At 69.5% G+C, this 12,453-nt stretch carries 10 protein-coding genes; 5 read left to right on the top strand and 5 right to left on the bottom strand.

Features of this window, described 5'->3' with window-relative positions:
- The first annotated feature begins 1 nt into the window (after position 1).
- A complete protein-coding gene (locus BLS56_RS10835; RefSeq protein ID WP_091449854.1) occupies positions 2-679 on the top strand; it encodes a helix-turn-helix domain-containing protein in 678 nt (225 codons plus the stop codon).
- A 31-nt stretch (positions 680-710) separates the two neighbouring features.
- Here BLS56_RS10835 and BLS56_RS10830 read toward each other — a convergent pair whose 3' ends face one another.
- The 3 genes from BLS56_RS10830 to BLS56_RS10820 all read right to left on the bottom strand — a co-directional run bounded on the left by BLS56_RS10830 (position 711) and on the right by BLS56_RS10820 (position 3,732).
- Complete coding sequence (locus BLS56_RS10830; RefSeq protein ID WP_139190604.1) at positions 711-1,304, bottom strand: hypothetical protein; 594 nt, start codon at positions 1,302-1,304, stop codon at positions 711-713.
- Positions 1,295-2,905 carry an asparagine synthase-related protein gene (locus BLS56_RS10825; RefSeq protein ID WP_139190603.1) on the bottom strand — a complete coding sequence of 537 codons (1,611 nt, stop codon included), beginning with the start codon at positions 2,903-2,905 and terminating at the stop codon, positions 1,295-1,297. The genes BLS56_RS10830 and BLS56_RS10825 overlap by 10 nt, the downstream gene beginning before the upstream one ends.
- 227 nt (positions 2,906-3,132) lie before the next feature.
- Positions 3,133-3,732, bottom strand: coding sequence for a TMEM165/GDT1 family protein (locus tag BLS56_RS10820; protein WP_228771545.1), 600 nt, complete (start codon positions 3,730-3,732; stop codon positions 3,133-3,135).
- A gap of 322 nt (positions 3,733-4,054) precedes the next feature.
- Here BLS56_RS10820 and BLS56_RS10815 point away from each other — a divergent pair, with 322 nt between their 5' ends.
- The 4 genes from BLS56_RS10815 (at position 4,055) to BLS56_RS10800 (ending at position 10,875) form a co-directional block, all read left to right on the top strand.
- Positions 4,055-5,527 carry a cytochrome ubiquinol oxidase subunit I gene (locus BLS56_RS10815; RefSeq protein ID WP_091449851.1) on the top strand — a complete coding sequence of 491 codons (1,473 nt, stop codon included), beginning with the start codon at positions 4,055-4,057 and terminating at the stop codon, positions 5,525-5,527.
- A 9-nt stretch (positions 5,528-5,536) separates the two neighbouring features.
- Positions 5,537-6,544, top strand: coding sequence for a cytochrome d ubiquinol oxidase subunit II (cydB, locus tag BLS56_RS10810; protein ID WP_091449850.1), 1,008 nt, complete (start codon positions 5,537-5,539; stop codon positions 6,542-6,544).
- 74 nt (positions 6,545-6,618) lie between these two features.
- The gene (gene cydD / locus BLS56_RS10805) at positions 6,619-9,726 is read left to right on the top strand and encodes a thiol reductant ABC exporter subunit CydD (protein WP_091450058.1); all 3,108 of its coding nucleotides are present in this window, start codon (positions 6,619-6,621) and stop codon (positions 9,724-9,726) included.
- A gap of 15 nt (positions 9,727-9,741) precedes the next feature.
- A complete protein-coding gene (locus tag BLS56_RS10800; protein WP_091450057.1) occupies positions 9,742-10,875 on the top strand; it encodes a GAF domain-containing sensor histidine kinase in 1,134 nt (377 codons plus the stop codon).
- Here BLS56_RS10800 and BLS56_RS10795 read toward each other — a convergent pair.
- Both BLS56_RS10795 and coaA read right to left on the bottom strand, forming a co-directional pair.
- Positions 10,863-11,489, bottom strand: a complete 627-nt coding sequence (locus tag BLS56_RS10795) for a response regulator (RefSeq protein WP_091450056.1) — start codon at positions 11,487-11,489, stop codon at positions 10,863-10,865. The genes BLS56_RS10800 and BLS56_RS10795 overlap by 13 nt on opposite strands.
- A 6-nt stretch (positions 11,490-11,495) precedes the next feature.
- Positions 11,496-12,431: a type I pantothenate kinase gene (gene coaA / locus BLS56_RS10790; protein ID WP_091449849.1), complete on the bottom strand. Its 936-nt coding sequence runs from the start codon at positions 12,429-12,431 to the stop codon at positions 11,496-11,498.
- Positions 12,432-12,453 lie beyond the last annotated feature (22 nt).

Below are 12,453 nucleotides of genomic sequence, written 5' to 3'. Positions count from 1 at the left end.
CATGCCGGGCATCCGCTCGTCCGGCCCGGCGCCCCGGCCGTCCGCGCCCGCCACCAAGGAAAGCTCACTCACCCTGGACCGCGGCCTCGCCCTGCTCCAAGCCGTCGCCGACGCCGACACCGAAGCCCCCACCATCAGCGACCTCGCCACCGCCATCGGCGCCAGCCGCGCCGCCGTCTACCGCCTCCTGGTCCCCCTCCAGGCCCGCGGCCTAGTGCGGCGGGAAGGCTCAAAGGTCCGACTCGGCCTAGGCCTGCTGCAACTAGCCGCGAAAGTCGCCCCCCAGCTGCGCATCGCCGCCCTACCCGCCCTCCGCGAACTCGCCGAAGCCGTCGGCGCAACCGCCCACCTCACCGTCGCCGACGGCGACGAAGCCCAAGCGGTCGCGGTGGTAGAGCCGACCTGGACCACCTACCACGTCGCCTACCGCGTCGGCACCCGCCACGGCCTCCACCGAGGCGCCGCGGGCAAAGCCATCGACCTGCGCACCGAAGGCCCCGGCTGGATCGGCACCGTAGGCGAACTCCAACCAGGCGCCTACGGCATCGCCGCCCCCGTCCGCGGCGTCCCCGGCCTCCGCGCCAGCGTCGGCGTAGTCACCTTCGAGCCCCTAGACGGCGAGGTAGTCGGCCCCAAGGTCGTCACCACCGCCCTCCTCGTAGCCGACGCCCTCCGCTGACCCGCCCCTGATCCGGCGAACGTGCCACAGGTCAGACACATGCGCGGTCATGCGTCGCTGTGGTCGGCTCGGTCACGACGCCGACGAGATCGGGCTGTCGCGCCGCAGGCCGGGCGAGTGACCACACGGTGATCTCGCCCGGCTTGCGCGGGTGCGGGACTGTGCGGACCACTCGCCAACCCTGCCGCCGGTAGTAGCGCACCAAGCCGAGGTTTCCGCCACCGCTGTCGCTGAGCACCCCCCGCCGAACCCACTGCCGCCCTTGGCGCGCGGCGCGGTCGAGCGCCCAGAACGCGATGACCATCCCCAGACCTCCACCCGCGCCCGCCGGGTGGGTGACCGTGGACTGGAGGAAGATCGCTGGCTCAGCGCGTTCCTGCTCGGTCCAGCCGAGGTCTGGGGTGATGCCAAGCGTGGTGGTGCCCAAGAGGGCGCCGTTGACGTCGGTCAGCAGCCATACCGTCGGCCAACCAGGCTCACCGACCAGACTCGCCAGCGTGTCAGCGGTTTTCGCCCACCCTTGCCACCGCGAAAGACCGCTCGCGCGCATCCACTCTGCCCGCGCGCCCACCAAGGTCGCGACCGCTTCGCGATCTTCGGGGGCGCCCGGCCGGATCACATACACAATGAGTCCTTCCCGTAGTCGCGGCTCGTCGTCAGAGCACGTAGAGCGAGTTCAAGCGAGATCACCGCGAACAGCATTGTGGCGATGGGGCCGCCGTCGTTCACTCGTTGGTGTTCTCTGCGGAGTGCGTCACCGTCAACGAACCCGAGGTCGACCGTGATCGAATCCGGTAACAGCGTTTCGAGCAAGGGCATGCCGTAGTGTCGGAGCCCGTGTTCCATGACATGCCGGAAGTTCTCCCGCTTGGGCGGTCGCACGACCTCAGGTGAGAAGCTGAGCCGGGCCAAGCGCTCACGGGCAACGTACTTGTCGTGTCGCCAGCGCACCGGGAGTTGTTCGGCGAAGCGGATCAGCCGAGGCGAGCAGAACGGCGATACCGGCCACAGTCCGGCATCGAGAAATTGTGGTGAGCGCAGAGCGAAGCCACGCAGGGTCGAATGGTTGATGGTCGATGGCGGGGCGACATTTTCCTCGATCGAGTCGATGACATCAAGGGCACGTGGGCCTAGCCAGGCCGGTAGTTCGACATTGTCGGCATAGCGCCCCGGCACTCTGCCGACCTCAGCCCACTCGTCACCGCGCAGGCTCAGCAGTTCGTCGCCACCGTCCCCAGTGAACACCGTCCGTACCCCTTGCTGACGCGCTCTAGCGAGAATCTTCCCGACTGCCTCGTGGTAAGGCTCGCCCATAGGATCGATCAATTCGCCACGGGCACGTTGCCCAGTCGGGTTCAGGGGAGCCAAAGGCAACGCGTCGACGGTCAGGTCGGGAAATCCAAATCTGGTCAACATCTCGGCTCTGCGCCTGACCTGCTGCTCACCTGCCTCGCCACCGATCAACAGGGCGTAAGAGAGGACCTGTCCGTGGTGTTCCTCGGCGAGCGTGGCTGCGATGTTCGCCGAGTCTATTCCCCCTGAAAGCTCGACGGCGGTCTCCTTGGGGTTGAAACGCCTTTCATGCACCGCGTCGGACAATGTCTGCCGGTAGATCTCGGCAGCATCGACTCCCTCCCGTAGTTCGCGGGGGCGAGCGTGTCTTGCAGGCTCCGGGTAGTGGATGGCAAGACCCACTTCGTCGAAGGTTGCGTAGGCGCGTTCGGTGAGTTGGTAGACACCGCTGAACAGCGTCTCCCGAGCGTAGCGATGCCGTACGGTCAGGATGCGAGTGACGACCCTTTCTTCGAGCGCATCCAGGTTGAAATGTTCCCGCAGATCCGGCAGCGACCATGAACCGTGCAGCCTGCCCCCGGCATCGGTCAGGTAGAGGGGAGCTGTTCCCCATAATCCTACGGTTATCCGAAAAGGGAGGTCGGGATTGCATTCGATGAGTGTGAAGTCCAGCGCGGATGCGCGTATTTCGGCGAGCGATTGTTGGTAGGTGCGGGTGTCGGCGATCTTTGATGTCTGCCTTGCGTCGAGCGGCGAACCGGCGTCGATTCGTTCCCGCACGACGAAAAAGGTGGATTGGCCGTCGGTCATGGAGATGTGTTCAAGCATCGGGTGTGGAAAGGGTTGAATGGTGCTTATCCCATCCGACCAGCAGTCCACGGTCCATTGCCACGGGTGTTGTGGTTGGGTCTGGTGCAGGCAGAACTTGAACACGGGCGACCTCTGCGTGGAAGGCGACGGGGGCGGGGCTACCCGCCCCCGTCGCGGTCGGTCAGATTTCGTCGTAGTTGTGTCGCACGTCGTGGTCGCCCGGAATCTTCGTGTATTCGGTGGGAACCACCTCCAACACCACAGGACCGACGTACACCTCGTCAAAATTGTCCACGCTCTCTCCCTTCCGTGGTCGATCGAGCACCCAGGGTAACTTCTTATCCAGGACGTTACGCGAACAGCGCCTGATACGCCGCGAACAGGGCGAACGCCGCGAACACCACCCCCGCAACGCGCTGGATCAGATGCGGCTTGATGCGCTCAGCGATCTTCTTGCCCACCAGAACCGCGATCCCAGCAACTGAAACCAGAGCCAGCCACGCGCCAAGCCCAACCCACACCGGAGCCGCGTACTTCGCGCTCAGGCCCGCCGTGGCGATCTGGGAAGCGTCCCCCCATTCCGCCGCGAAGAGGACACCGAACGAGGTCAGGGCAGCGCGCAAAAAGGGCACGGTCTGCTGAGCGGAAGTCTCTTCATCCAAATCGGACTCTTGCTCAGAAAACCCCTCCCGCAGCAAGAGAAACGCGCCCACGGCGAACAAGACCGCGACGATCCCCGCTACCGCTTGGTCCGGTAGGAGCGTGAGCACGCCCCCGAACGCGGCGGCGATCACGCACTGGACGGCGAACGCGGCGGTCACCCCGACGAACACGGGCCACGCGCGGTAGCGGGTGGTCAGGATGAGAGTGGCCACCAGCGTCTTGTCCGGCAGTTCCACGACGAACACCAACGCGAAAGCACTGGCGAACGCGATCAGGGCTGTGCCCACGGTAAGTCCTCTACGTCCGGGCCCGGACGGAGGAAGGCGAGTCTTCTCCGACCGGGCATGAGTGAACCCGGCCGGAGGTCTCGTTCGCCCGCTCCTGGAAGCGGGTGAGGCACCGGACTCGCACGCGAGTCAGTATGTCGATGTCCTCGCCGGGCCACTCGTCATGGACGCTTGGCCGTCGGAACTACTCCCCTCTGGCTGTCCCGATCCTAACCGCCGGACCCGTGGCCGTGGACGTGTCTCCGCTCACGGGACCTACGTCCCGTCCACGCGGGACCCGGGCACCTACTGTCCGGGCGCGCGCGGGGACAGGCTGGTCGGCGTGGACGTACTGGAACTCGCGCGGTGGCAGTTCGGCATCACCACCGTCTACCACTTTCTGATGGTCCCGCTGACCATCGGCCTGTCGGTGCTGGTCGCCGGGATGCAGACGGCGTGGGTGCGCACGGGTGATGTGAAGTACCTGCGGATGACGAAGTTCTGGGGGAAGCTGCTGCTGGTCAACTTCGCGATGGGCGTGGTGACCGGCATCGTGCAGGAGTTCCAGTTCGGGATGGCCTGGAGTGAGTACTCCCGGTTCGTCGGGGATGTGTTCGGGGCGCCGCTGGCGATGGAGGGGCTGGTCGCGTTCTTCGTGGAGTCCACGTTCCTCGGGTTGTGGATCTTCGGGTGGGACCGGCTGCCGAAACGCGTGCACCTGGCCTGCGCGTGGGCGTTCAGCCTGGCCACGATCGCCTCGGCGTACTTCATCATCGCGGCGAACTCGTGGATGCAGCACCCGGTCGGCGTCGAGATGGTCGACGGGCGGCCCCGGCTGACCTCGATCTGGGCGGTGCTGGGCAACAACACCGCGCTCACCGCCGTGCCGCACGCCGTCGCCGGGTGCTTCGCGGTGGGGGCCGCGTTCCTCGTCGGCATCGGCGCCTGGCACCTGTGGCGGCGCCGCGACGACGACGGGCCGGTGTGGCGGGCGTCGGTGAAGCTCGGCGGGTGGGTCGGCGTGGTGTCGTTCGCCGCGCTGGCGATCACCGGGGACCTGCAGGGCAAGCTGATGTTCGAGCAGCAGCCGATGAAGATGGCCGCCGCCGAGGCCCTGTGCCACACCGAGCAGCCTGCCGCGTTCTCGGTTTTCGCGGTGGGCGATGTGACCCGGCCGGACTGCGAGAACGTCAAGTCGATCACCGTGCCCGCGCTGCTGTCCTTCTTGGCGCACAGCGACTTCACCACCGAGGTGCGCGGCATCGAGCAGCTGGTCGGGGAGTACCAGGAGCGCTACGGGACCAACTACCCGGTCGACGAGCGGCTGGGCGAGCTGTCCGGCAAGCCGATCGACTACGTGCCCAACCTCCCGGTCACCTACTGGGGTTTCCGGTTCATGATCGGCTTCGGGGCGCTGGCGGCGCTCGCGTCGGTCGCGGTCCTGTGGCTCACCCGAGGGGGCCGCGTCCCGAAGAGCAAGTGGTTCCCCCGGCTCGCGCTCGCCGGGATCGCGACACCGTTCCTGGCCAACAGCTTCGGCTGGATCTTCACCGAGATGGGGCGGCAGCCGTTCGTCGTCGCACCCAACCCGTCCGGTGTGGACGGTGTGTGGATGTTCACCGCGCGCGGCGTGTCCGGGCTGACCAGCGGCGAAGTGCTGACCTCGCTGATCGCGCTGACCGTCGTCTACGCGGCGCTGGCCGTGGTCGAGGTGTTCCTCATCGCCCGCTACACCCGCGCCGGAGTCGCAGGCGTCATGCCGCCGGACAAACCGGAATCCGACAAGCCGAGCGACACGCTCGCGTTCGCCTACTAGGAGTCCACTGTGGAACTCTCGGTCGTCTGGTTCTGCGTGATCGCCCTGCTCTGGTTGGGCTACCTGTTCCTGGAGAGCTTCGACTTCGGCGTCGGAATGCTGCTTCCCGTGCTGGCCAAGGACAACACCGAACGCCGCGTCATGGTCAACACCATCGGCCCGGTGTGGGACGGCAACGAGGTCTGGCTGATCGTCGCCGTCGGCGCCACCTTCGCCGCATTCCCCGGCTGGTACGCGTCTCTGCTGAGCGCGGCCTACCTGCCGATCCTGGTCGTGCTGCTCGGGCTGATCGGCCGCGGCGTCGCCTTCGAGTACCGCGGCAAGGTCGACACCGAGCGCTGGCGGCGGAACTGGGACCGGGTGATCGTCGCCGGGTCGTGGCTGCCCGCGCTCGGCGTCGGACTGCTGCTCGCCACGATGATGTTCGGGCTCCCGCTCGACGCCGACGGCAACCGGGTGGGCTCGCCGTTCGCCGCGATCACCCCGGAGGCGGCGCTGGGGGCGCTGGCCGTCGCCGGGTTCTCACTGGCGCACGGCGCGGTGTTCGTCGCGCTCAAGACCGACGGCGACATCCGGCACCGGGCCCGCGCGCTGGCGCTGCGGCTCGGGCCGGGGGCGCTGCTGCCGCTGGCCGCGCTGCTGATCCTGGTGCAGCTTGAATCCGGGTCGCTGTGGACCTGGCTCGCGGTCGGGGTGGCCGCGGCGGCGGGCGCGGTGGCGTTCCAGCGGCTCGCGCTGGGGCGGGAAGGGCAGGCGTTCGCCGGGCTGGGCGTGCTGATCACCGCGTCGGTGATCGCGCTGTTCGGCGCGCTCTACCCGAACGTGCTGCCCTCGACGCTCGACCCGGCGTTCTCGCTGACCGTGGCCGACACCGCGTCCAGCCCGTACACCCTCCAGGTCATGAGCTGGGTCGCGCTGTTCGGCACGCCCGCGGTGCTGGTCTACCAGGGCTGGACGTACTGGGTGTTCCGCAAGCGCGTCAGCACCGCGCACATCCCGCCGGTGCACGTCCCGTGAACCCCCCGATCTCTCCCGAGCGACCTCGACCCGCCAGTCGGCTCGGGAGGGGGCCGCTCGGCGCGCTGCCGGGGCTGTCCCCGTCAGCGCGCCGGGCGCTGCTCGCCTGCGGCGTCCTCGCCACCATGACCGCGGCCGCGCTCGTGGTCCAGGCGTGGGCGCTCGCCTCGGCCCTGGCGGGGGTGGTGAGCGGACGGGGGATGCCGTCGGGGGCGCTCGCCGTCCTCGCCGGGGCGGTCGTCGCGCGGGCCCTGCTGGGGTGGGCGACGCAGGTCGTCGCGGCGCGGGCGGCGGCGGGCGCCAAGGAGGAACTGCGCGGGGTGCTGATCGACCGGGCGCTGGCGCGGGGGCCGGAGTGGATCGCCGAGCGGGGGCCGGGTGAGCTGACCGCGCTCGCGACCAAGGGGCTCGACGCGCTCGACGCCTACTTCGGCACTTACCTGCCCGCGTTGGTCACCGCCGCCGTGGTGCCGCTGGGGGTGGGCGCGGTGATCCTGGTGGTCGACTGGCCGTCAGCGGTCGTGGTCGCCATGACAGTGCCGCTGATCCCGCTCTTCGCGATCCTCATCGGGCGCTACACCGAAGACCGGGTCGGACCGGCCGCGGCGGCGACCGAACGGCTGTCGGGGAACCTGCTGGAACTGGTGCGCGCGCTCCCGGTGCTCACCGCGTTCCGTCGCGCCGAGGCGCAGGCCGAGACGGTGCGGGCGGTGTCGGAGGCGCACCGGCGGGGGACGCTCGGGGTGCTGCGGGTGGCGTTCTCGTCGGCGTTCGCGCTGGAACTGGTGGCGACGCTTTCCGTGGCGCTGGTAGCGGTGGTGATCGGGGTGCGGCTGGTCGGGGGAGACCTGTCGCTGGCGGTCGGGCTGTTCGTGCTGATCGTCGTGCCCGAGTGCTACCTGCCGCTGCGGGCGGCGGGGGCGGCGCACCACGCGAGCGAGGACGGGATGGAGGCGGTCCGGCGGGTCGCCCAGATTCCGGTCGCGCCCGTGCCCGGCGGGCGGGCGGTGCGGGAGTTCGGCGAGATCCGAGTCGAGGGGCTGTGGGTGCGGCGGCGGGACGGGTTCGCCCCGGACGGGCTGTCGCTGGTCGTGCGGCCCGGGGAGGTCGTGCGGCTCGACTCGCCCAGTGGAAGTGGGAAGTCGACATTTTTCGGGGTGTTGCTCGGCTTCGTGTCCCCGTCCGGCGGAAACGTGCTGGTCGACGGCGTGCCGCTGGCTGACATCGACATGTCGACTTGGCGACAAATCGTCACCTGGGTACCGCAAAAGCCGGTTTTCGCGGAATCCACCGTGGCTGCCGAGGTCGGGCCGGTGCCGGTCGCGGAGTTGAGGTCGGCCGCCGCTGATCTGGGGATTGTTGAACTACTGGATCGTAGGATCGACGAACTATCCCAGGGGGAGCGGCAGCGGGTGGCTCTGCTGCGGGCACTGCTGCGGCCGGGCACCCGGCTGCTGCTGCTCGACGAGCCGACCGCCGCCCTCGACCCCGCCACGGCCGCGCTGGTGATGGCGGCCGTCGACCGCGCGGCGCAACGGGGGACCGCCGTGCTGCTGGCCACCCACCGGAGGGTCGATGGGGGAGTCGAACCGGTGGGCGCTCCCGGCGCGGCCGTGGCGGTGGTCGACAACGCGGTGACCCGGGTTGGGCGGCTGCGCGATCTGCTCAGCGGGCGGACCCTCGCCGGGGCCGCGCTGGCCGCGGGGTCGCTGACCTGCGGGGTGGTGCTGGCGGCGCTGTCGGCCTGGCTGATCGCCAAGGCGTCGCAGCAGCCGCCGATACTGACGCTGTCGGTGGCGATCGTCGGGGTGCGCACGTTCGGGCTCGCGCGTGCCGGCCTGCGGTACGTCGAGCGGCTGGTCACGCACGACGCGGCTTTCCGCACGGCCACCGGTTCGCGGGTGCGGCTGTGGCGGGGTCTCGTGCGGCTCGGGCCCGCGCGGACGCTTGGCCTGCGGCGGGGAGAAGGGCTGCGCAGGCTCGTGGACGACGTGGACGCGGTGCGCGATCTGACGCCGAGGGTGCTGGTGCCGCCGCTGGTCGCGGCCGGGGTGGCGGTGGCCGCGGTGGTCATCCAGGCGGTGATCCTGCCGGTCGCGGGGGTGGTGCTGGCCGGGGCGGTGCTGGTCGCCGGGGTGGGCGCGCCGCTGATCGCCGTGGTGGTGGAGAGACAGGCAACGAAAGCGCTTGCGCAGGGGCGGCGGGTCGTCGCGGGCGGGGTGTTGACGCTGCTCGACTCGGCTGCCGACCTGATCGCGTTCGGCAGGCACACCGCTCGGCGCGCGGCCCTGGCCGACGCCGACGCCGCGCTGGTCGCGCGGGCCCGCAAGCAGGCGTTCGGGGCGGGTGCGGCGCTGGCGCTGATCACCCTCGCGCTGGGGATGGCCACGGTCGCCTCCACCGCGCTCGCCGCGAGTCGGATCGACCCGGTTCTCGTGCCGATCGTCGCCCTGGTGCCGCTCGCGGTCGCCGAAGCGCTCGCCCTGCTGCCGCCTGCCATCACGCATCTGCCCGCTCTGCGGGCCGCGCACACGCATACCGACGCGCCGCCGTTCTCGGCACGGTTCGCGGCAGGGCCGGGGGTGCGGCTCGACGGGGTGGACGTGCGCTGGCCTGGCGCCGACCGGCCCGCGCTGCGGGACGTGGACGTGCGGATCGAGCCGGGCGCGTATGTCGCCGTTGTCGGGCCGTCCGGTGCTGGCAAGTCCACGCTGATGGCGCTGCTGCTGGGGTTTCTCGACGCCGAGCGTGGCACGGTGACCCGGCCCGCGACCGTTGCCTGGTGCCCGCAGGAGCCGATGCTGGTGGGCACGTCCATCCGGGAGAACCTGCGGCTGGCCGCGCCACACGCGAGCGACGACGACCTACGGGCCGCTCTTACCCGGGCGGCCGCTGGTTACCTGGATCTGGACGCACGCGCGACCGCTGTCTCGGGAGGCGAGGCTCAACGGATCGCTCTTGCGCGTGCGCTGCTCGCCGACGCCGAGCTGGTGTTGCTCGACGAACCGACGGCGCACCTCGACGTCCCCACTGCCCGCCGGGTCCTCGCCGGGGTGCGGGAGACCCTGGCGGGCCGCACCATCGTGCACGTGACCCACCGGGCCGAGGAAGCTGACGACGCCGATGTGATTCTCCAGGTGTCCGATGGCGAGGTGCGCGAGGTCGCGCGCGTGAGGGCTTAACCTGGGATGCAGCTCATGGACCCCACTCTTGCCGCGCGGACCCTCACCGCGTCCACCGAGATCGCCACGGCGGCGCTGTCCGGGCGTGACCCGGACGCGGTGCTGGACTTGGTGGTGCGCGCGGCGGCCGAGCTCGCCGAGGCGGATCTGGGGCTGGTGATGGCAGGCAGCGGGGACGGGTCGCTCGTCGTGGAGGCCGCTTACGGCGCTCGCGACTTCGATCCAGTGGGACTGGTGCTCTCGCCGCGGTCGTCGGCGGCTCGGGTCGCGCGTGGCGGGGTTCCCATCGTCACCGACGACATGGTGACTGATCCGCGCACCGCGCCCTATGTGCCTGCCGAGTTGCGGGGGTTCGGGCCGTTCGCCGCCGCGCCGTTCGGCACTCGGGAGAGTCGGCTTGGGGCGTTGACGGTTTACCGCCGTCGGTCAGGGAAGCCGTTCATGCGGGGGACGGTGGAGGTGCTTACCGCCTTCGCTGCGCAGGCAGGGCTGGTTCTGGTCCTCGCGGACGGCGCCAACGCCCGGCAGCGGGTTGGTGTGTACGAAGAACGTGAGCGGCTTGCCCGCGATTTGCACGACGTCATCGTGCAGCGGCTGTACGCGGCTGGGATGCAGTTGGATCTGCTCGCGCGTCGGCCCGCCAAGAAGCTCGCGAAGGCTGATGCCGCTCGGTTGGGGGACGCGGTGGACCAGTTGGACGCCGCCATCGCCGATGTGCGGGCTGTGGTTCGCACTCTGCGGAACCCTGATCCTGAGGAACCTGCCGATCTCGCCGATTCGGTTCGGGCGGAGATCGCCATCGCCCGGGAGCTGTTGGGGTTCGAGCCGTCGTTCGATCTTCCCGATGACATCCGGGACGTGCCGGTTGTGGTCGCCGATCACACTCGGGCAGCGTTGCGTGAGGCGCTGTCGAATGTGGTTCGACACGCTGGTGCTCTTCGGGTCGCTGTTCGTCTTCGCCGTGACAAGGATGTTCTGCGGCTCACCGTCGCTGACGACGGCTGCGGCATTCCCCAGGGCGTTACCCAGCGGGGGCTCAAGAATCTTCGTGAGCGGGCTGAGAAGCTGGGTGGACGATGTGATGTGCGGTCTTCTCCACGTAGTGGGACCACCGTGGTGTGGGAGGTTCCCCTTGGTCAGCGGGTGTGACGGCGGGCGATCCAGGCTACTGCCTGGGTACGGCGTTCCATGCCTAGTTTGGCCAGTACCGAGGTCACGTAGTTCTTGACCGTCTTCTCGGCCAGGAAGAGGCGTTCGGCGATTTCCCTGTTGGAGAGGCCTTCGCCGATGAGGTCCAGTACCGCTCTTTCGCGTTCGGTCAGACCTGCCAGTTCATCGGTTTCGGCTGTGCGGCGCATTCTGTCCAGGACTCGGGCTGTGGTGACCGGGTCCAAGAGCGACCTGCCCGCGGCTACTTCTCGGACGGCTGTCACCAGGTCTTGGCCGCGCACTTGTTTGAGCAGATAGCCTGCCGCGCCTGCCATGATGGCCTCTACCAGGGCGTTCTCGTCGTCGAACGCGGTGAGGACCAGGCAGTGGGGGGCTGGGTTCAGGGACCGCAGGGAGCGGCACAGGGCCACACCGTCGCCATCGGGGAGGCGGACGTCCACTACGGCCACATCTACCGGGACCGCGTTCGCCCTGGTGAGCGCTTCCGCGACGCTCCCGGCTTCCGCGGTGACCTCTATGCCGTCTTCGCCGTCCAGGAGGTCTCGCAGGCCGCGGCGGACGACTTCGTGGTCGTCTACCAGCAGGACGCGGATCACGGGTCAGAGCTTACGGAGTCGGACGCGGCTGATGCGGTGGTCCGCGCCTTTGCGGAGCACCAGGGTGGCGCGGGGGCGGGTGGGGAGGATGTTGTTGACCAGGTTGGGCTCGTTGGTCTGCTTCCACAGGCGGACGGCCTCTGCCTGGGCTTCGGCGTCGGTGAGGGCGGCGTAGTGGTGGAAGTGGGAGGCGGGATCGGCGAAGGCCGTGCTGCGCAGGGCCAGGAAACGGTCCACGTACCAGCGTTCGATGTCGTCGGAGTGGGCGTCCACATAGATCGAGAAGTCGAACAGGTCCGACACCGCCAGCCGGGCGCCGGGCTGGAGGACGTTGAGGCCCTCGACAATCAGGATGTCCGGCCTGCGGACCACCTGTTCCTCGTCCGGGAGGATGTCGTAGGCCAGGTGGGAGTAGACGGGGGCGCGCACTTCCTCCGCGCCGGACTTCACCTCCGACACGAACCGCAGCAGGGCGCGGCGGTCGTAGCTTTCCGGGAAACCCTTGCGGCTCATCAGCCCCCGCCGCAGCAACTCCGCCTTGGGGAACAGGAAGCCGTCCGTGGTGACCAGGTCGACGTGCGGGTGGTCGGGCCAGCGGGCCAGCAGGGTGCGCAGCAGCCGGGCGGTGGTGGACTTGCCCACCGCGACGCTGCCCGCGATGCCGATGACGAACGGGACCTTGCGGCCCGCCCGGGGGTCCTCGCCGAGGAACTCGGTGGTCGACTCGTACAGGCGCTGCCGGGCCGCCACCTGGAGGGAGATCAACCGGGAGAGGGGCAGGTAGACGTCGACCACCTCTTCCAGGTCGACCGGGTCGCGCAGGCCGCGCAGCCGCACCAGCTCGTCCAAGGTCAGCGGCAGGGGCGTCGACTTGCGCAGTTCACGCCACTGCTCGCGGCGGAGCTCGACATACGGGCTCAGCTCGCGCACCCGCGCCATGTCCGACTCCTCGCCGAGTTGT

This window comes from Actinokineospora iranica, from assembly GCF_900101685.1.
In the GTDB taxonomy this organism is placed as follows: Bacteria; Actinomycetota; Actinomycetes; order Mycobacteriales; family Pseudonocardiaceae; genus Actinokineospora; species Actinokineospora iranica.
This window is presented reverse-complemented; position numbering and strand designations above follow the sequence as displayed.

What these genes read in the sequence shown, in the direction of transcription:
- BLS56_RS10800 (WP_091450057.1), top strand. Translation starts at nt 9,742, where the DNA reads ATGGACCCCACTCTTGCCGCGCGGACCCTCACCGCGTCCACCGAGATC.
- BLS56_RS10835 (WP_091449854.1), top strand. Translation starts at nt 2, where the DNA reads ATGCCGGGCATCCGCTCGTCCGGCCCGGCGCCCCGGCCGTCCGCGCCC.
- coaA (WP_091449849.1), bottom strand. Translation starts at nt 12,431, where the DNA reads ATGGCGCGGGTGCGCGAGCTGAGCCCGTATGTCGAGCTCCGCCGCGAG.